This is a genomic window from Streptosporangium sp. CA-135522 (assembly GCF_050949235.1).
GTDB lineage: Bacteria > Actinomycetota > Actinomycetes > Streptosporangiales > Streptosporangiaceae > Streptosporangium.
Genome location: NZ_CP192026.1, coordinates 2,793,026 through 2,812,131 on the forward strand (window position 1 = coordinate 2,793,026; position 19,106 = coordinate 2,812,131).

Here is a 19,106-nt window from a genome sequence, read left to right on the forward strand (position 1 = left end):
TCTCCTAGGGGATCTCATGGTTGCCAGGCGCGCAGGACGAGCGCGGCGTTGAAGCCGCCGTATCCGCGGGCCAGGACGAGGGCGGTGCGCACCGGCAGCCGCCGGTGCTCGCCGCGGACGACGTCGATCGGATAGTCGGGGTTGATCTCGTACTCCTCGGGCAGGGCGGGCAGCACGCCGTCGCGGATGGCCAGCAGGGCGGTGATGACGTCCAGGGCGCCGCCGCCGGCGTACATCCGGCCGGTCAGGACCTTGGGCACGCTCACCGGGACCCCGCGGGGACCGAAGACCGCGGCGATCGCCTCCGCCTCCTGCCGGTCGGCCTGCGGCTCGCCCATGGCGTCGGCGAACACCACGTCGACGTCCTCGGCCGGCACGCCGGCGTCGGCCAGCGCGTTCTCGATGGCCCGGCGCAGCGTGGGCGGCCGGTCGGAGCCGGGCGGCGGGTCGAACGTCGCCGCATACCCCGCGATGACGCCGTACGGCTCCCGTGCGCCACGCCCGGCGGCGTGCTCGGCGTCCTCCACGACCAGCTTGCCGCCGCCCTCCCCGGGCAGATAGCCGCAGGCGTCGGCGGCGAAGGGGCGGAAGGCGCGCCGGGAGTCGCCGTCGCGGCTGAGCAGACCGGTGCTGAGCTGGGCGGTCAGCCCGTAGGGGCACAGCGAGGCGTCCGTCCCGCCGCTCACCACCATCCGGGAGCCGTTGCCCAGCATCCGGCGAGCCTGCGCCATGACGTCGAGCCCGCCGGCCTGCTCGCTGGCGATGACGCCGCAGGGGCCGCGCAGCCCATGCCGGATGGAGATCTGGCCGGTGCTCGCCGCGTAGAACCAGGCGATCGACTGGTAGGCGCCGACGTGACCCGGCCCCTTGCTCCAGAGTTTCTGGATCTCCCGCTGCCCGAACTCGGTGCCGCCGGACGAGCTGGCCGTGACCACGGCCAGCTCGTACTCCTCCAGCTCCGCCGGGTCGATCCGGGCGTCGTCCAGGGCCATCTCCGCCGCCAGCAGCCCCATGTGCGTCCAGTGGTCGGTCTGGGGGATCAACCGGTTGGGCACCTGCCCGGTGGCGGTGAAGTCGCGGACCTCGCCGGCCAGCCGTACGGGGTAGGACGAGACGTCGAACCGGCTGATCGGCCCGATGGCCGTCTCGCCCGACAGCACCGCCGACCAGTGCTCCTCGACGCCGACCCCGGTGGGGGCGACGACGCCGATCCCGGTGACGACGGCGGTCATGCCGCACGACCTTCGAGGCCGGACAGCAGCATCGCCGTCTGGAACCCGCCGAACCCGCTGCCCACCGTCAGGACGGTGTCGACCCGCTGCTCCCGAGCGGTGTGGGGCACGTAGTCGAGGTCGCACTCGGGGTCGGGGGTGTCCAGGTTGGCCGTCGGCGGGACGGCGTTGTGCTCGATGGCCAGCACCGACGCGGCGATCTCGATCGAGCCGATGGCGCCCAGCGAGTGGCCGATCATCGACTTGATGGAGCTCACCGGCACCTCGTAGGCGCGATGCCCCAGGCTGGCCTTGAACGCCGCGGTCTCGTGCCGGTCGTTCTGCTTGGTGCCCGAACCGTGGGCGTTGATGTAGTCGATGTCCTCCGGGCGTATCCGGGCCTTGCCCATGGCGACGGTGATGGCCTCGGCCATCTCGCGGCCGTCCGGCTTGAGGCCCGTCATGTGGAAGGCGTTGCTGCGGGTGGCGAAGGCCGAGACCTCGGCGTAGATGTGCGCGCCGCGAGCCTTGGCCCGCTCCAGCTCCTCCAGCACGAACACCGCCGACCCCTCGCCGAGGACGAACCCCTTGCGGTCGCGGTCGAACGGGCGGGAGGCGTGCTCGGGGTCGTCGTTGCGGGGGGTGGTGGCCCGGATGGCGTCGAAGCAGGCGGAGGTGATGGGGGAGATGGGGGCGTCGGTGGCGCCGGCGATCATCACGTCGGCGGAGCCCTCGCGGATGAGCTGGGCGCCGTGGCCGACCGCGTCCAGCCCCGAGGTGCAGCCGGTGGAGATCAGCGCGACCGGGCCCTCGGCGCCGCACACCCAGGCGGCCTCCACCGCCAGGGTGCTCGGCACCATGTACCCGTACAGGTGGGGCACGGCGTAGGTGGGATCCACCAGCCACCGCTTGCCGCGGTCGCTGACGACGAGATACTCCTCCTCCAGCCCCATCGTGCAGCCCACCGCGCTGCCGATGCTCACTCCCGTCCGGTGGGCGGGCAGCTCGTCGGCGGTCAGCCCGCTGTCGGCCAGCGCGTCACGGGTGCAGACGACGACGAACTGCGCGGCCCGGTCCATCCGGCGGATCTCCCGGGGAGACAGGCCCTCGCGCACCGGGTCGAAGTCGCACTCCGCCGCCACCCGCGACCTGAAGCCGGTCGAGTCGAACAGGGAGATGGTGCGGGTCGCCGTGGTTCCACTGGTCAGCAGCTCCCAGAACGCCTTCGTTCCGATGCCCCCGGGAGCCACGACCCCCATTCCCGTGATGACGACCCTGCGTCCGCTCATCAGCCACCCTCTCTAGTCGGGGATCCGCCGACGGCGGCGACCGGTTCCTGGGCTGCGGGCAGCGGCTCGGTGTCCACGTGCCCGAGCTCGGGGCGGGGGGCCAGCGGGCTGAGGTGGAAGACGACGAACGCGCTTTCCTCGCCGTCGTTGCGCAGGCGGTGCCGCACGTTCTTGGGCACCATGAGCGCCTGCCCCGGCCCCAGGTGCACCGGCTCGTCCTCGATGCTCATGACCAGCGAGCCGCGTTCGACGTACAGGAACTCCTCGGAGTAGGGGTGGTAGTGCTCGCTGACGTACTCACCCGGCTCCAGCGTCAACACGCCCATGAAACCGGAGCACGAGTCGACCGTCTTCGGGCTGAGCAGAATCCGTATGTCCCCGCCCCTGCGCCGGTTGGGCGCAACGTCGCCGACTGCGACAGGGGGGCGGACGTCCTTCTCGGGCATCGTCGTCTCCTTAGGTAGCTCGGCCTTCAGAAGCGGGCCGGGTCCTTCTCCCACACGTAGAAGGGCGTGGCCATCGCGTCCTTGGGCTCCTTCCAGTTGGGGTCGTAGGGCCGCACGTGCTCGGCCAGCCGCCGGTTGATGTCCTGGTACAGCGGGTGGCTGCGGGCGCGGTACAGATTGGGGGTGATCTCGTCGTCCGCCTCGACGAGGTGGAAGTACAGGTCGTGGAAGCGGAACAGGGTGCGCCGGGTCACCCCCACCATGTGGGGGAGCTCGGTGGCGTCGGACTCGGCGAAGATGTCGGCGATCGCCTCCGCGGGGCCGGGTTCCAGCCGGGCCACGATCAGTGTCCTGCTCATTGCGGTCCTCCTTCATCGGGTGCGCAACGCCATGCTGCGCGGCTCGGCTAAAAGGCAGCTGGAGATCCGCTCCAGCCGCTGCGCGACCTCCAGCGGGCTGGGCCGGTCGTCGTTCTCCCGCTGCAGCCGCCGGGCCGCGTCGAGGTGGGCGGGCTCGGTGAGGAGCGCCTCGACCCCGGCGCGGATGGCGTCCGGTTCGGCCTCCTCTCCGGGCAGGTGGCGACCGGCACCGGTTCCGGCCAGCTGGCGCGCGCTGAAGCGCTGGTCGGGAAGCTGCGGGATGACGAGCTGGGGCACGCCGCCGGCCACCGCGGTGAGCATGGACCCGCCGCCGCCCTGGTGGACCAGGGCCGCGCAGGTGGGTAGCAGCATGTGCAGCGGCACCGACTCGACGATCCGCACGTTGCCGCCCGGCTCGCCGAGCAGCTCGCGGGTGGCGGAGTTGACCGCCACCACGATCTCGGCGTCCAGCCCGGCGAGGGCCTCCACCACCCGGGGGGCCAGGAACAGCTCCGAACCGGCCAGGGCCGCGGTGGACACCCCCCAGGTGACGCAGACGCGGGTACGGCCGGACGGTTCGAGCAGGTGACGCGGCGCGCTCGCGGCCCCGTTGTAGGGCACGTACCGCATCGCGAGCCGCTCCAGCTCCACTTGCGCCTGCATGCTCGGCGGGCACGGATCGACGCTCACGTCGCCCATCGGATCGAGGTCGGCCAGGCCGTAGCGCTCCGCCAGCCGGCGTAGCGAGGGAATGTCCATCCGGCCGCCCCCGCCGGGACCCGCGGAGGTGCCGTCCGGTCCCCACAGGTGCCGGACCGCCGGCACGCCGAGGATCCCGGCGATCAGCGGGCCCGCGAACGCCGTCGGCTCGTGCAGCACCAGGTCGGGCCGCCAGGACCGGGCGAACGGCACCGCCTCCGCGGCCATGGCCTCGGCGACGGAGACGAAGACGCCGATCGCGGCGAGGGTGCGGCGGCGCCGTACCTCCGGGTCGTCGTTGCCGATCAGCGGTTGGATGTCGCGTTTGAAGAGCTCGGTGATGTCGACGTCCTCCCCGACGGGCACCGCGAGGTGGCCGGAGGCGACGACGGTGCCGGCGTGCGCCGGAGGCACCGCGACGCGGACCTCGTGCCCGCGGGACCGCAGCGCCCAGGCGAGTGGCACCATGGGGTAGTAGTGGGTCGGCCAGGAGGACACGCACAGCACACGCACGGGGATCTCACCCTCCAGCGGGATCAGCGGCCGGTGGCCGGGATCGGCCAGCCCGGTTCTTCGAGCATCCGGATCACCGCGCAGGCGATCGACTGCCCGGGGGCGGTGCCGAACAGCAGCACGTCGTCACCGGCGCGCACCTGCCCCGACTCGGCCAGGTGGACGAACGAGGAGAAGCAGTCGTTGGCGGCCATGTGGCCGTTGCCCTGGCCGAACTCCGCGGTGCCCAGCGAGGGGGACAGGCCGAGCGGCTCGAACACGAACCGGTTGAGGTAGCCCCGGGAGACGTTGACGTTGCAGACCCGGCGGATGTCGCCGGTCCGCACCCCCGCCTCCTCCAGGGTCTGGTCCACCGCCTTGATCGTCGCCGCGGGCATCAGCGTGACGAAGGGCGGCATCCGGCGCTCGAAGCTCTCCAGGTAGCGGCGCGAGCGCACCCGGTGGTCCATGGTCGTGCCGACGGTGCAGGCCGGCGGGTACAGCTCCTCCCCGAAACGGTCGACCTCCTCCAGATCGACGACGGAGGTCAGGGTCAGGGAGAGCACCTGCGCGAACCCGCGTCTCTTCGACAGCACCAGGGATGTCGCCCCGTCGCCCAGCGCGCTGCCCGGGGCCGACCGCCAGCGGTCCACCAGCGGCGTGCCGAAGTTGTCGGCCGCGGCGATGAGCGCGGCCCCGCGCTCCGGCGCCGCCTGCAGGTAGCAGGCCCCGAGGTCGATCGCGGCGAACAGGCCGTTGCAGCCCTGCCGTACCTCGAACGCCGGGACGTCCCGGCCGAGCGCCTCCCGCAGCACGAAGTACTGCGGGGACCATCCGTCGGGGCCCTGGTGCCAGGCGTTGACGTAGAAGAGGGCGTCGATCTCGTCGGGCGCGTACCCCGACCGTTCCAGCGCCTCCCGCGCGGCCCGTACGGCCAGCTCGGGGGCGGAGACCGAGCCCGCCACCCGGACGGCGGTGACGCTCGTCTCCGTGCGGACCGATTCGTCGCACTGCCCGGAGGCGATCGCGTCGTCGACCGTCAGCGGAGGCGGCAGGTACATTCCGGCGCCGGCGAGGTAGACGTCGTGGAGTCTCATGAGCAGAGACTCCGTGCCGGCCCTAGAACTCCACTCGAATCGCGCTGGTACGGAGCACCTGTCGAGTGACTTTCGAGTCCGGCCTGCCACCGTCACCCCAGGAGGTAGGACATGTATGACGTGATCGTGGTGGGGGCGCGGTGCGCCGGCGCCCCCACGGCAATGCTGTTGGCCCGGTCCGGTTACCGGGTTCTCCTGCTGGAGCGCGCGACGTTCCCCCGGGACACCCTCTCCACCCACTACATCCACCAGCCGGGCGTGGCCCGTCTGGCCTCCTGGGGGCTGCTCGACGCGGTCGCGGCCTCCGGCTGCCCGCCGCTCGACCAGGCGGTCTACGAGGTGGCGGACGTCAGGCTGACGGGCTGTTCCGTCGCGGTGGAGGGACAGCGCGCGGCCTACGCCCCGCGCCGGCACGTCCTCGACCGGATCCTGGCCGACGGTGCGGTGGCCTCCGGGGCCGAGCTGCGCGAGGGGTGCTCCGTCGTGGGGCTGCTGCGCGACGACGACGGCAGGGTGTGCGGGGTGCGCTGCCGCAGCTCCCTCGGCGGGGAGTTCGAGGAGCGTGCCCGGCTGGTCGTCGGGGCCGACGGCATGCGATCGGCGGTGGCCCGCCTGGCCGGAGCCGCCCCCGTCATCGAGGACCCCCGGCTGACCTGCGTCTACTACACCTACTGGACCGACGTGCCGGCCACCTTCGAGCTGTACGAGGCACCCGGCAGGTGGGTCGGCGCGGCGCCCACGAACGACGGGGCGACCTGTGTCGCGGCGTACTTCCCGCAGGGCGAGTTCGAGACGGTGAAGGCCGACGTGGAGAAGGCGTACCTGGAGAACATCCGCGCGACGGCGCCCGACATGTACGAGCGGCTGCGTTCCGGCCGCCGGGCGGAGCGCATGTACGGCACCGGCGACCAGCAGAACTTCTTCCGCCAGGCCCACGGCCCCGGGTGGGTGCTCGTCGGCGACGCGGGCCACCACAAGGACTCCATCACCGCCCGCGGCATCACCGACGCCTTCTTCCAGGCGGAGCTGCTCGCCGGCCTCGTCGTGCAGGTCGGCGCCGACCTGCACGACGAGGCCGCCCTGACCCGGGCGTTGCACCGGTACGGCCGGGAACGGGACCGGCAGCTCGCCGAGATCTACGAGAACACCCTGATCGTGGCCCGTCTGGAGGTCCAGGAGCAGAGCCTGGCGATGCTGCGGGCGATCGCCTCCGATCCCGAGACGGTGCAACGGTACTTCTCGACGGTCGCCGGCGCATGCTCCATTCGCGAGCTCTACACCGAGGAGCTTCTCAGCCGCCTGTGACCACCGGCCCGCGCCGCGGCTTCCGCCCTGCCCGCCGCACCCGCTCCGCTCGGCCCGGCCCGTCCATCCGCCCCTCGCTCCGCCCGCTCGCTCTGCCCTCTCGTTCTGTCCGCCCGCCGGCCCTGTCCGTCCCGCTCGCTGGCTAGTCCTGCTCGCCCAGCAGCAGCGGGTCGTCCAGGGCCTCGGCCATCTTTGCGGGGGTGCGCCCCCGCAGGAACACCGAGACCGGCAGCTCCACGCCGCGCTCCCCGCCGATCCGGTTGGCGAGCTGGATCGCCGCGATCGAGGTGGCCCCCCGCTGGAAGATGTCGTCCTGCGGGCCCACCGGATAGCCCAGCAGGTCGTTCACGTGCCGCAGCACGACCTCCAGGGTTCCTCCGGGCGTCGCGACGTCCGGCCGGGGCGTGTCGTGGAGGATCTCGGCGAGCACCGTGACGTCGATCTTCCCGGTGCTCGTCACCGGAAGCGTCGCGATCCGCCGGATGACGTTGGGCACGAACGCCGCGGGCAGCCGTTCGCTCAGCGCGTCGTAGACCGCCTCCTCGGTGGGGGCCTGCGCCTGGGCCTCGTCCGGGCGGCCTGCCGTGGAGGACGCCGTGGAAGACGTCGTGGAAGACACTGCGGAGGACGCCGTGTAGAAGGCGGCGAGCGCCTCGACGGTGACGCCGCCCAGGGGCAGCGGCACCACGGCGGCGCTTCCCACGCCGGGCAACGCGCAGATGGCCCGCTCCACCTCGCCGGGCTCGACGCGCACGCCGCGGACCTTGAGCTGGCGGTCCTTGCGTCCCCGGTACCTCAGCCGCCCGTCCGGGGCGATCACGCCGAGGTCGCCCGTCAGGTAGACGCGCGTCTCCTCGCCGCCGTCCCCGAGGGGAAGCAGCGGGAAGCGGCGCGCGCTCTCCTGCGGATCCCCCAGGTAGCACAGGGCCAGGCCGGCGCCCGAGACGGCGATCTCACCGGTCTCGCCCCACGGGACGATCCGGCCGTCGTCGTCGAGCAGGTAGACGCCGGTGGCCGCGACCGGTACGCCGATCGGGACCTCGTCCCGCTCGGTGCCGTCGGCCAGATAGCCGGTGGGGCACATCGTCGCCTCGACCGGTCCGTACAGGTTGTGCACCCGCAACCCCGGGAACCTGCCGATGGCGGTGGAGATGTGCTTGGCGGAGGCCTTCTCCCCGCCGAGCATCACGGCCTCCAGGCCGGCGAGCGCCTCGATGTCGTCGTCGACGGTCGCGTTGAACAGCGTCGGGGTCAGGAAAACGGTGTTCACGCCCCGCGCGACCGCCAGGCGGATGTCGTCGTAGCCGAAGTGCTCGCTGTCCCGCAGGACCGTGGTGCCGCCGTTGATCAGCGGGCACCACACCTCGAAGGCGAAGCCGTCCCAGGCCACCGGTGCCGACTGCAGCATCACGGTGTGCTCCCCGAAGCCGAGCGTGGCCTCTCGCGCGACGCGGATCGTCCCAAGATGGGGGGAGAGGACGCATTTGGGAGTGCCGGTGCTGCCGGAGGTGAAGAACACGCAGCAGGCGTCGGCCGAGACCGCCGCGCCGCGCGCCGGCAGGGCCTGCCGCACCTGCGCGGTGCCGTCGCACAGTTCCCGCAGGCCGACGGTGGGCACGCCGCCGATCGGCGAACCTCCCTCGTCGGTGACGCAGATCCGGGCGCCGGTACGGCGCAGCACCTCCTCAAGGCGCGCCTCGGGCCACTCGGCGGGGACCGCGGTGTAGACCGCGCCGAGCTTCATCACACCGAGCAACGCGGCGATCATCTCCGGGCTTCGCGCCGTGCGGACGGCGACCACCTCGGACGCGCCGACCCCGATGTCTGCGAGAGCCCGCGCGACACGTCCCGCCTGCGCCACCAGATCGGCGTAGCCGACATGGTGACCCTTCCAGCGGACGGCGGGCGCGTCCGGGCGAGTCCGCGCCCACCGCTCCACCAGCTCCTCGATGCGGCGGCCCTCCTCGAATCCCATCCGCGGACCGGTCAGGACCGACAGCGTTCCCGTTCCCGTGGTCCTCGCGGCCCGCACGTCAGCCGTGCTCGTCATGGTCACCACCTCATCCGGCTCGGGTCCGGTCGGGGCCCGGGCATCGGTCGTCTCATCGCCGTCACGGTGGCATCGGCGGCTCGAGCGGCGCTCGTCCGCCGCTCGACCGGCTGGCTCCCGGCGATCCTCTAGCCGATTTCGAGCCGGGATTGTCACGTTTGCGAGATGAAACGAACCCTGGATGATCTGGCGATCTTCGGCGGTCCCGTGGCGTTCCGGGAGCCGCTGTACGTGGGACGGCCCAACATCGGCAACCGGGAGCGGCTGTTCGCCCGGCTCGAAGAGGCGCTCGACAGGCAGTGGCTGACCAACCAGGGACCACTGGTCGGCGAGTTCGAGGAACGCGTCGCCGACCTCGCGGGCACCCGGCACTGCGTCGCCATGTGCAACGCCACGCTCGCCCTACAGGTCGCGGCCCGCGCCACCGGCATGACGGGCGAGGTCATCGTGCCGTCCTTCACCTTCGTGGCCACCGCGCACGCTCTGTCGTGGATCGGGCTCACCCCGGTCTTCTGCGACATCGACCCCGAGACGCACCTCATGGACCCCGGCCAGATCGAGGCGCTGATCACTCCCGAGACCTCCGGCATCCTCGGGGTGCATCTGTGGGGGCAGCCGAACGCCGTGGAGGTCCTGCCCGAGATCGCCCGCAGGCACGGACTGCCGCTGGTGTACGACGCCGCCCACGCGTTCGGCACCCGGCACGGGGGCCGGCCGATCGGAGCCTTCGGCGACGCGGCGGTCTTCAGCTTCCACGCCACCAAATTCGTCAACGCCTTCGAGGGCGGCGCCCTGGTCACCGATGACGACACGCTGGCCCGCAAGGCACGGGCGATGCGCAACTTCGGGCAGACCGGCCAGGACGAGGTGTCCTACCAGGGAACCAACGCCAAGATGTCGGAGGCGGCGGCGGCGATGGGGCTCACCTCGCTCGAATTCATGCCGTCGGTGGTCGAGCGGAACGTGGCCAACCACCGGCGCTACATGAGCGAGCTCGCCGGCGTTCCCGGTCTGCGGGTGCTCCCCCTCGGGGCGGGAAACAACCACCAGTACGTCGTCCTGGAGATCGACCAGCGGGTGACCGGGGTGAGCCGCGACACGCTGCGCTCGGTGCTCGCCGCGGAGAACGTGAACTGCCGGTGCTACTTCTCACCCGGCTGTCACACGATGGCGCCCTACCGGACGGGGGCGCGGCTGCCGTACACCGAGGCCGTCTCGGACCTCGTCCTCGGCGTGCCCACCGGCATGGCCGTGGACGATGACGACATCAGCCGGATCTGCCAGATCATCCGGTTCGTCGTCACCGCCCACGGCGACGGTGTCAGGTTCAGGAACGGCTCAGCCGGGCGTACTTCCGCCCGGCAACTGGAACGCACACCGCGATGACGGCCGGCGTCCACACCGGGGCGGTCACCACGGGGTGGAAGAGGGACGGCCGCCGGGCCGCGCGCGCGCGGCCCGGCGGCCGTCCCGAATCCGGGTCGAAGCCGTTCAGCGCCCGAACGGCCCCGTAAGACTTCACGGGGCCGTCGGCGAGGATCGCACTGGTCATCCGGTTCCCTCTGCCGGGGCCGGCGACCGCGAGCTGAGGTCACGCAACCGCGCGGTGGCGAACTCCTTGAACCCGGCTTCGAACTCCACCGCCGGACGCCAGCCCAGCTCCTTGATGAGACGGTCGGGGGAGGCGGCGATGTGACGGATGTCGCCCAGCCGATAGGTGCCGCTGACGACGGGCTCGGCGCCGCCCGCCTCGGCGGCGAGCACCCGGGCCACGTCGATCAGGGGACGGGGGTCGCCGCTGGCGACGTTGAAGGCGCGAAAACCCGGTCCCTCCCAGCCCATCGCGGCCACGTTGGCGGCGGCCACGTCGTTGACGTGAACGTAGTCACGCAGCTGGGTCCCGTCCTCGTAGACGTCCGGCGGCTCTCCCCGGTCGAGGGCGGCCCTGAAGGCCGCCACCGTCCCCGAGTAAGGGCTGCCGTAGGAGATCCCCGGCCCGTAGACGCTGTGATACCGCAGGGCGACGCATGTGCCGCCCATCTCGTGCGCCCAGATGCGGCACAGATACTCCTGGGCGAGCTTGGTGGCCGCGTAGATGTTGCGTGGCTCGGCCTCGGCGTCCTCCAGCACGGCCATGGGGGCCAGTGGGGTGCCGCAGACGGGACACGGTGGATCGAACCGCCCGGCCTGCAGATCCTCCGCGCGGCGTGGCGCGGGGGTGGTCAGGCCGTGCTCGGGGCAGCGGTAGCGGCCCTCGCCGTAGACCACGACGGAGCTGGCGAGGATGAGCCGCTTGGGGCCACGCCGTGCCATGGCGGCCAGGAGCGCCGCCGTGCCGAGGTCGTTGCAGCCGACGTACTTGGCAGCGTCGTAGACCTCACGTCCACGGCCGGGCAACGCGGCCTGGTGGCACACGACGTCCACACCGTCGACGGCCGCCTCCGCGGCGCCGTCGTCACGTAGATCGGCCCAGATCGTCTCCGCTCCGGCCGGCGCTTCGGGCCGCACGTCGCCATGGGCGTCCGCCAGCGCGGCGTCGATCACACGGACCTCGTGGCCGTGTTCGAGGAAGGCCGCGACGACCTGTCTTCCGATGAATCCGGCACCGCCGGTGACCAGGATGCGCAATGGTGTTCTCCTGCTCTGGATGAGGCGGCCGTCAGGCCTTGCAGACGAAACTCACGAAGTAGCGGGCGTTGACGACCTCGACGACCTCTCCGAACTCCTGGCGCAGCAGCGGCTCCACCTGCCGGGCGGAAAGCAGCTGGCTGCGGTAGGCGGACGTGCGCAGCCGGCCGCCCGACAGGCGCAGCAGCAGCGCGCTGGCGAGGAACTTCGCGCAGTTGAGCAGGTGCTTGGCACTGCCGTGCTTGTGGCGCTGCTCCTCGTGGAAGTGGTCGATGGTCCACAGGTTCCCGATGAGGACCCCGCCCGGTGCGATGAAGGACTTCAGCCGCCGCAGCACCTGCCGTACGTCGCCGAGGTGGTGGATGGCGTCGATGCACATCACCAGGTCCGCCTCGCCCAGGCCGTGGTCGGCCCAGAAGTCGCCGCACACGAGCTTGAGGGAGGGGTGGTCCACCCGGCCGCCCGCTATCTCCAGGGCCTGGGGGGAGATGTCGAGCGCCGTGATCGACTCGGCGGGGGTGAGGGTGGCGGTCATGCTGGTGAACTGACCGGTGCCGCAGGCGAACTCCAGGGCCGTCCGCACCGTGCCGGCGTACCGCTTCATCAGCACGCCGATGTCGTCCTTGACGTGTTGCAACTGGTCGCCGAAGACCGGGACCTGCTCCAGCGTGTCACGGTCCCAGAAGCGCTCCGACCAGTAGGCCGCCCCGTCGGGCGGGATGTTCCTCACGAGACGCGAGCCGATCCCCGCCATCAATTCCGCGAACATGTGTTACTCCCTTTTGTCGGCCGTCAGCGTGACGGCGTTCGTACGACGTGGATGTCCTGGGGGTTGTCGGGTGTGTCGTTGGTCAGCACCAGCGCCGCCTGGAAACCGGCGCGGGTGTGCGCCAGCCCGACGGAGGTGCCGAGGAAGGGGGCGCCCGACCAGGTGGCCGCCTTCTCGATGTCGAAGGGACCGGCCAGGTGCCGTTCACGCCATGCCCCGCGCGGGCACTGGCCGCGCCTGCAGGTGAGCATCCACACGTCGGTGGGCGTGCCGGGCTCCGGGGTGTTGCGCCGGAAGTCGTGGTAGATCACGGCGACGGTGCCGTCGTCGCCCACGTCGACCTGGGGGAGGAACGCCTGACCGTCTCCGCCCGGCGGGCTGTCCGGTGAGCGGTCCACCCGCACCGGCGGGCTCCACCGGCGCCCCCCGTCGAAGGAGGCCGACAGGCCGATGGAGCTGCGGCTGGAGGCCATGGTGGCGTCCCCCCAGACGGCGTACAGCGCTCCGGTGCGCCGGTCGACGGCGATGTCGGGGATGAGACCGCGGGCGCTCACCGGGCGCTCCACACCGGGCAGTTTCGGGTCGTTCACCTCGGTCGTGGTGACGGTGACCGGTTCCGACCAGGTGCGGCCGCCGTCCGCCGACCGGATGGCCCGCACCCGCGTGGGGATGTTCGGATTCGGCGGCCCGCTGACCGGGAAGTCGCCCTCGTAGAACAGGTCCACCAGCGTGCCGTCGGGCAGTACGGCGATCTGGTTGCCCACGGTTCCGGCGCCCTTCTCGGCGGGCTGGTAGATCGCCCGGGCCGGCTCCCAGCTGCCTCCGCCGTCGGTGGTCCGGCTGAACATCAGCTCGTGCTGGTTGTCGGCGGCCCGGTTGCGGTTCCACACGGTGTAGGCGCGCAGCGGGTCGCGGGGATCGGCCGTCACCGACGGCCGGTCGTTGAAGTAGGCCGGGCTGGGGTCCTGGGTGAGGGCGACCGGCGCGCTCCAGGTGGCCTCGTCGTCGGATCGCAGGGCGAGGATCGCCGTCGACTGACCGAACGACATGGCCATGGCCACCGCGAACAGGCGGCCGTCGCGGGCGTAGCTCACCGCGGGATTGCTGGTGCTGGTGAAGGGACCGCCCGAGCACTTGGTGATCCCGCCGAGCGCCGAGCCGCGCCAGGTCGTCCCTCCGTCGGCGCTGGTGGCGACCACGATGCCGCCGCGTGCGGCACCGGTCGTCGAACGGTCCTGCTGCCAGGCGACCGCGACCCGTCCGGGATCGCCCGGCCGGGTGGTCACCCACGGTTCGAACTCGGTGTTGCGCACCATCACCGGATCCGCGCAGGAGGCGAAGGGAGAGGGCGCGGAGACGGTGACGGAGGTGATGGGAGAGGGCGGATCGCCCCGGACGGCGGCCGCCGCGGGCTGGCCGGTCCCTGCGAACATGACGACGCCGGCGGCGGCCAGCGCGACCCGTCTGCGAGCGGGTTTCTCGTTGAGCACGTAGCCGGTCATGGCAGGAGTATGTGTTTCACCTGCTTTACCCCTGCTCGAAGACCGCTGGAGCGCCCTGGTGTCAGATGCCTCCGCCGGTCCCGCGTAGGAGGGTTCCCTGCGAGGTCAGTGCGAACTCCACGGGGACCGAGTGGCCCACCAGGTTGATCGCCGTCAGGGCGCGGCGCCCGACGTCCAGTGCCTCCTCCTCGCTGAGGCTGGGTACGTTGCGCAGGTGGGACGGCGTCGATGCGCGGATCGCGCCGCTGACGGCAGGAACGTCCATCCAGGGTTTGATGGCGCAGTCGACGCCGGCGAAGGTCAGGTCGGGGCCGTCGTGCGACCGTTTGAGGACGAAGGTGTCGGCGTGGACGCCGGGCAGGTGCAGATCCTCCCCGAGACCCCAGCACGCCGAGATCCTGACGGTGTCGGTGTCGGACAGGCGCGCGACCGCCGTCGCCCGCGCGGCGACGAAGCGGTGGACCATCAGCAGGACGCCCTGGCCGGTGTGGTGCTTGCGCGCCCAGCCGAGCAGCTCCAGCACCGCCGTCTTCGTGGCCTCACCGCCGAGGATGTTGAGGAACGCCAGCGGGGTGGGATCGGCGCCGACCACGCAGACCCGCAGATCCACCCCCGTCTCCGGTTCGCCCGCGACGAGCCGGCGCCGGGCGGTTTCCACCAGTTCGCCGCACCGCTCGGCCTCATCCGGCACAGGCGTCTCCCCGGCGGGCAGGGAGACGCAGAAGCCGGGCGCACCTCGCAGTCGCTGGAAGAGCCGGCACACGATGACGGCGGTCGCATCGAGCGGGGGCCCGTCGTGCGGGGGCGGCTCGGTCAGCCGCCACAGCACGGGGTACCCGTGTCGCGATCCCATGAATGGCCTTCCCGTCACTCAGCCCGAGACCTCGTAGTCGGCCATCATTCCCATGTCCTCGTGTTCCAGGTTGTGGCAGTGAAGCATGTAGCGCCCCTGGTATCCGGTGAATTTGATGAGGATCCTGGTTTTCTGCCCGGCGTTGAGGCCCACGGTGTCCTTCAGACCGGCGTCGGCTTTGCGCTCGTCGTCGCCCAGCACCTGGAACTGGTTGAGATGCACGTGCACGGGATGGTTGGCGCCGTCGATGTCGAGATCCCAGATCTCGACATCGCCCAGACGCGGCCGGGCGAACATCTCGCCCGGCTCGTAGGTCTTCCCGTTGATCGTCCAGGTGTGCTCGTCGCCCCGCTCGAAGCTGAACTGGCGGGTGGTGACGGCCTTGGACGGGTCGAGGGTCTCGAAGTCGGACAGCCGGGCGGGGATGGTGCTGTCCTCCTTCTCCCTGCGCGTCACCCGGAACCGCATGACGTCGGCGGTCGTGCCGTCGCCGAGCCCGTTGCGCAGCGTGACCTCGGCGCCGGCGCCGTACTGGGAGAAGTCGACCACCACGTCGTATCGCTCGGCGGGGGAGATCGTCACCGACTTGCGGCGCACCGGAGTCTTGAGCAGACCGCCGTCGCTGCCGACCTGGACGAAGGGGGATCCGCCCTTGGGCGGGGGATCGAGCTCGAGCCGGTAACGTCGCGCGTTCGAGCCGTTGAGCAGCCGCAGGCGGTAGCGCACCGGCGACACCTCCAGGACCGGCCAGGGGGCGCCGTTGACCAGGATGACGTCACCCAGCACCCCGGTGTCGTAGTCGCCGTCGAGACCGGGTCGCCTGCCGGCGGGATCCAGGGCGGGGTAGAGGAACGCTCCATCGTCGGCAAATGCCCGGTCCGTGATCATCAACGGGATCTCGCGGTCTCCCTTGGGCAGGGGAAGCGCGTCGTCGACGTCGTCGCGGAGGATGTGGAAGCCGGCCAGGCCTCGGTAGACGGCGGGCGCGGTGAAGTCCATCCGATGGTCGTGGTACCACAGCGTCGCCGCTCGCTGGTCCTGAGGGTAGGTGTAGTCCTTGGCCCCTTGACTCACGTTGGTGGGCGCCATCGGCTTGTGTGCTCCATGTGTGTGTCCGGTGTCCTCCTTCCAGCCTAGGACCGGCATCACGAGGTCCAGCGGGTAGCCGTCGCTATCGGAGGGCGTGTGCCCGCCGTGCAGGTGGGTCGTGGTCGGAACGGGCAGCTCGTTGCGGTGGCGCACCACGATCCGGCGCCCGCTGCGGCTGTCGATCGTGGGACCGGGGAATATCCCGTTGTAGCCCCAGATGGCGGTGGTGAGTCCGGGCAGGATCTCCACTTTGGCGGCTTTTTGGACGATGTCATAGAAGTCGGTGTCCCCCTCTGAGCGTGTTGGATGCAGGAGGGGTGGGATCGGCAATGGCACCTCGAAGGGCTTGGGAAGTTTCGCGCTGCTCTTCAGCAGACTGCCGGCTTCGGGATTGGATTGAGGACCGCACGCGGTGGCCCCGGTCGTGCCCAGGCCCACCAGCATGCCCGTGCCTCCGGCGATCTTGAGGAATTGCCTGCGTGTATGCCTCATCACGATTACCCTTCCTGTGCTTCCGGGGAGAAAATTAGGCGAAGCATGACTACATGTAGATATTCTACATATTCTTTCAAAGGTCGAGTAAAGAGGCAGTGAGGCGTAAAGTAAGAAGCCTGATACCGATCGACCGGACGCCTGCAGGGGATGCGGATGAGCCAAGGCCTGATCGAGGCGTACATCGAGGAATTGCGCCGCACGTTGAGCGGTCCGCGCCGTCTCAAGGCCGACCTTCTCGTCGAGTCGGGCGACAGTCTCGTCGACGCCATGGAGGACTACCGACACAGCGGTTACTCCGAGGCCGAGGCCGAGGTGATGGCCGTGGCCGACTTCGGGGCGGTGGCGGAGGTGGCTCCGGCCTACCAGCGGGAGCTCGCGCTCGCCCAGGCGCGACGCACCGTGCGCTGGTTCGTCCTGCTGATGGCGGTGCAGATGGTGCTGGCCAGCGAGAGCTGGAAGTCGACGGGCGCGTGGTCGGACCGCCAGCCGACCGACGGCTATCTGCTGTTCACCCGTTTCTGGGACTACAGCCAGATGGCCTTCGTCGTCATGGCGGTGGCCGCCCTGTTCGCCTTCAGCCTCGGCGTGCGCTACGTCAGCGCCCCCTGGCGGTTCGCGCGGATCACGGGCATGCTGACGCTGGCGGTGCTCGCCCTCAAGGCGCTGGCCTCCGCCGTCTTCCTGGTCGCGACGCCTCATCTGGCTTCGGGGATGGTCTCGACGGTGTCGCTGACGCATCCGGAGTCGCTGCTGACGCTCGCCGGCCTGCTCGTGTGGATCCTGCCGAACTGGTACGTCGCGGCGTCCGCCATCCGGTGCATCGTGATCTCCACGACCCGCAAACTGGGTACGGCGGAGCTGTCGCGGCGCCGTACGGCCTTCAACTCCTAGCCCTCCGCCCGCCCGGTCCACGGCTCGATCCCGCGCGGCGCGACGACCCGCGCCACGGGGGCGGGGCGCTCCGCTCGGGTCCCGCTGGGAGCCGTCGATCGGGCGGTGTCCGGCGAGGCCGTCCTTCGTCCTCGCAACTTCTTCAAGGGTAGAACTTCTACGTGTAGCCTTCCTACATGGAGGCAGCCTACTTCCTCAGCCCGGTCGACCGAGAGGTCCTTGCGGTGCTGGAGCGTGGACCGCTGTACGGCTACCTCATCATCGAGGCGCTCCGGAGCCGTGGCGGCGGCTCCTTCGATCTCCCGCTCGGCGGTCTGTACCCCATTCTGCGCCGCCTGGAGCGCCTGGGCTACGTCCGCAGCGCGTGGATGACGGTCGACAGCAGGCGCCGCCGCACCTACGCGCTGACCGGTGCGGGGGCACGGGAACGCCTGGAGTGACGGCCCGTCAGGGGGTGATCTCCATCTGCGCCATCATGCCCATGGAGGAGTGGTCGAGCAGGTGGCAGTGGTAGACGTAGCGGCCGGTGTACTCCTCGAATCTGACCTTGAAGGACGCCGTGCCGCCGGACAGCACGGTCACGGTGTCCTTCAGGCCGGCCTCGTGCCCGCTCACCGGCCGGCCGTTACGCTCCAGCACCTGGAACTGCGCCAGGTGCAGATGCATGTTGTGCGGGACCGCCGGCCGGGTGTCGGGGTTGCTGATCCGCCAGATCTCCGTCGTGCCCCGCTTGACCTGCTGGTCCACACGCGCCGGGTCGAAGACCTTGCCGTCGATCAGGAACATGCCCGTCGTCAGGTCGAGTTTGAAGACGACGTCACGGGTGACGGTGGCCTCGCCCAGGTCCGGCAACGGGCGCAGCGTCTCGGGGACCGAGCTGAAGTCGGGCGCCTCGCCCACCACGTCGAAACGCATCACGTTCCTGGTGGCCTCGTCGTTTCCCCGCTCGTTCACCAGCACGACCTGCGACCCGACGGGATAGCGCGAGAAGTCGACCACGACCTCGACCCGCTCTCCGGGCCACACGCCGACCTTGGTCGTCGGCACCGGGGCCGGCAGCAGCCCGCCGTCCGAGCCGATCTGCACGAACTCGCCGTTCGCCATCGTGAACGCCAGGTCGCGGTCGTTGCAGGCGTTGAGCAGGCGCAGGCGGTACTTTCGCGCCTTCACCTGGAAGTACGGCTGCGGCAGGCCGTTGACCAGGACGGTCGTGCGCTCACGGAACCCGCCGTTGGCGTACAGCAGCTTCCCCTGGTCGTCGAACTGCGCGTCCCGGAACATCAGCGGCACGTCGTAGCCACCTCTGGGCAGCGGCAGGCTCGCCTCCGTCTGGTCCTTCAGCAGATAGAAACCCGCCAGGCCGCGATAGACGTGCTCGGACTCCAGATGGTGGGCGTGGTCGTGATACCACAACGTCGCGCCGAGCTGGTTGTTGGGATAGACGTAGGTGCGCGAGGAACCGGGCGCGATGACGTCCATCGGGTGCCCGTCGCTGTCCGGCGGCACGTGCCCGCCGTGCAGGTGGACGGCGGCCGGCTCGGTGAGGGAGTTGGTCTGGGTGACCACGACGCGGCGCCCGGCGTGGGCGTGGATGGTCGGCCCGGTGAAGCGTCCCTCATAGCCGAGCACCGGGGTCTGAATGCCGGGGAAGACCTCCGCCTGCCCCTGCTTGATCGCGACCTGGTAGTAGTCGGTCGTCATGGTCCGCCGGGTCGGGCGCAGCACGGGAGGGATGAGGAGGGGACGGGCAAACGCCGGCGCGGGAGGCAGGACACCGCTCCTGACCAGGGCGACGTCACGATAGGGCGGCATATGGTGCCCCGCCTGGCGCCCGTTCTGCACGGCCTCCAGGATCGTACGGCCAGGCAGCGCGGCGGCAAGCCCCCCGAGCACTCCGAACTTTATGGCATTTCTCCTGCTCAGCATGGGTT

17 protein-coding genes are annotated in these 19,106 nt (G+C 70.9%); 4 read left to right on the plus strand and 13 right to left on the minus strand.

The features are described 5' to 3' along the window. Positions 1 to 14: 14 nt before the first annotated feature. Genes ACQPYK_RS13250 through ACQPYK_RS13275 form a run of 6 tightly spaced genes read right to left on the minus strand, consistent with a single transcriptional unit; the run spans position 15 to position 5,593 of the window. Positions 15 to 1,232 carry a ketosynthase chain-length factor gene (locus tag ACQPYK_RS13250; RefSeq protein WP_433254684.1) on the minus strand — a complete coding sequence of 406 codons (1,218 nt, stop codon included), beginning with the start codon at positions 1,230 to 1,232 and terminating at the stop codon, positions 15 to 17. Continuing rightward, the gene (locus tag ACQPYK_RS13255) at positions 1,229 to 2,500 is read right to left on the minus strand and encodes a beta-ketoacyl-[acyl-carrier-protein] synthase family protein (protein ID WP_433254687.1); all 1,272 of its coding nucleotides are present in this window, start codon (positions 2,498 to 2,500) and stop codon (positions 1,229 to 1,231) included. Before ACQPYK_RS13255 ends, ACQPYK_RS13250 begins: the two co-directional genes overlap by 4 nt. Next, on the minus strand, positions 2,500 to 2,946 hold the full coding sequence (locus tag ACQPYK_RS13260; RefSeq protein WP_433254690.1) for a cupin domain-containing protein: 447 nt from the start codon (positions 2,944 to 2,946) through the stop codon (positions 2,500 to 2,502). The genes ACQPYK_RS13255 and ACQPYK_RS13260 overlap by 1 nt, the downstream gene beginning before the upstream one ends. Before the next feature lie 26 nt (positions 2,947 to 2,972). After that, a complete protein-coding gene (locus ACQPYK_RS13265; protein WP_433254692.1) occupies positions 2,973 to 3,305 on the minus strand; it encodes a TcmI family type II polyketide cyclase in 333 nt (110 codons plus the stop codon). Between the two features lie 12 nt (positions 3,306 to 3,317). Then, the gene (locus ACQPYK_RS13270) at positions 3,318 to 4,517 is read right to left on the minus strand and encodes a nucleotide disphospho-sugar-binding domain-containing protein (protein WP_433254694.1); all 1,200 of its coding nucleotides are present in this window, start codon (positions 4,515 to 4,517) and stop codon (positions 3,318 to 3,320) included. A 23-nt stretch (positions 4,518 to 4,540) separates the two neighbouring features. Further along, positions 4,541 to 5,593, minus strand: a complete 1,053-nt coding sequence (locus ACQPYK_RS13275) for a ketoacyl-ACP synthase III family protein (RefSeq protein WP_433254697.1) — start codon at positions 5,591 to 5,593, stop codon at positions 4,541 to 4,543. A 111-nt stretch (positions 5,594 to 5,704) separates the two neighbouring features. Here ACQPYK_RS13275 and ACQPYK_RS13280 point away from each other — a divergent pair, with 111 nt between their 5' ends. After that, entirely contained in the window at positions 5,705 to 6,898 is a 1,194-nt protein-coding gene (locus ACQPYK_RS13280) for an NAD(P)/FAD-dependent oxidoreductase (protein ID WP_433254700.1), read from the plus strand. Positions 6,899 to 7,040: 142 nt separating this feature from the next. Here the strand turns inward: ACQPYK_RS13280 and ACQPYK_RS13285 are convergent, their stop codons facing one another. Then, the gene (locus ACQPYK_RS13285) at positions 7,041 to 8,948 is read right to left on the minus strand and encodes a non-ribosomal peptide synthetase (RefSeq protein ID WP_433254703.1); all 1,908 of its coding nucleotides are present in this window, start codon (positions 8,946 to 8,948) and stop codon (positions 7,041 to 7,043) included. Positions 8,949 to 9,113: 165 nt separating this feature from the next. On the opposite strand from ACQPYK_RS13285, the gene ACQPYK_RS13290 reads away from it, so the two are divergent. Beyond that, positions 9,114 to 10,334: a DegT/DnrJ/EryC1/StrS family aminotransferase gene (locus ACQPYK_RS13290; RefSeq protein WP_433254705.1), complete on the plus strand. Its 1,221-nt coding sequence runs from the start codon at positions 9,114 to 9,116 to the stop codon at positions 10,332 to 10,334. A gap of 162 nt (positions 10,335 to 10,496) precedes the next feature. Here ACQPYK_RS13290 and ACQPYK_RS13295 read toward each other — a convergent pair whose 3' ends face one another. The 5 genes from ACQPYK_RS13295 to ACQPYK_RS13315 form a co-directional block, all read right to left on the minus strand. Then, on the minus strand, positions 10,497 to 11,576 hold the full coding sequence (locus ACQPYK_RS13295) for an NAD-dependent epimerase/dehydratase family protein (RefSeq protein ID WP_433254708.1): 1,080 nt from the start codon (positions 11,574 to 11,576) through the stop codon (positions 10,497 to 10,499). Between the two features lie 31 nt (positions 11,577 to 11,607). Then, complete coding sequence (locus tag ACQPYK_RS13300) at positions 11,608 to 12,345, minus strand: class I SAM-dependent methyltransferase (RefSeq protein ID WP_433254711.1); 738 nt, start codon at positions 12,343 to 12,345, stop codon at positions 11,608 to 11,610. Between the two features lie 23 nt (positions 12,346 to 12,368). Then, complete coding sequence (locus ACQPYK_RS13305; protein WP_433254714.1) at positions 12,369 to 13,847, minus strand: sialidase family protein; 1,479 nt, start codon at positions 13,845 to 13,847, stop codon at positions 12,369 to 12,371. A gap of 61 nt (positions 13,848 to 13,908) precedes the next feature. Continuing rightward, on the minus strand, positions 13,909 to 14,700 hold the full coding sequence (locus tag ACQPYK_RS13310; RefSeq protein ID WP_433254717.1) for a hypothetical protein: 792 nt from the start codon (positions 14,698 to 14,700) through the stop codon (positions 13,909 to 13,911). Positions 14,701 to 14,718: 18 nt separating this feature from the next. Beyond that, positions 14,719 to 16,281 carry a multicopper oxidase family protein gene (locus ACQPYK_RS13315; RefSeq protein WP_433258780.1) on the minus strand — a complete coding sequence of 521 codons (1,563 nt, stop codon included), beginning with the start codon at positions 16,279 to 16,281 and terminating at the stop codon, positions 14,719 to 14,721. Positions 16,282 to 16,437: 156 nt separating this feature from the next. Here ACQPYK_RS13315 and ACQPYK_RS13320 point away from each other — a divergent pair, with 156 nt between their 5' ends. After that, positions 16,438 to 17,175 carry a permease prefix domain 1-containing protein gene (locus tag ACQPYK_RS13320; RefSeq protein WP_433254720.1) on the plus strand — a complete coding sequence of 246 codons (738 nt, stop codon included), beginning with the start codon at positions 16,438 to 16,440 and terminating at the stop codon, positions 17,173 to 17,175. A 176-nt stretch (positions 17,176 to 17,351) separates the two neighbouring features. Further along, the gene (locus ACQPYK_RS13325) at positions 17,352 to 17,615 is read left to right on the plus strand and encodes a PadR family transcriptional regulator (RefSeq protein ID WP_433254723.1); all 264 of its coding nucleotides are present in this window, start codon (positions 17,352 to 17,354) and stop codon (positions 17,613 to 17,615) included. A gap of 7 nt (positions 17,616 to 17,622) precedes the next feature. On the opposite strand, the gene ACQPYK_RS13330 is transcribed toward ACQPYK_RS13325, so the two are convergent. Continuing rightward, positions 17,623 to 19,068: a multicopper oxidase family protein gene (locus tag ACQPYK_RS13330; RefSeq protein WP_433254726.1), complete on the minus strand. Its 1,446-nt coding sequence runs from the start codon at positions 19,066 to 19,068 to the stop codon at positions 17,623 to 17,625. Between the last annotated feature and the right edge of the window lie 38 nt (positions 19,069 to 19,106).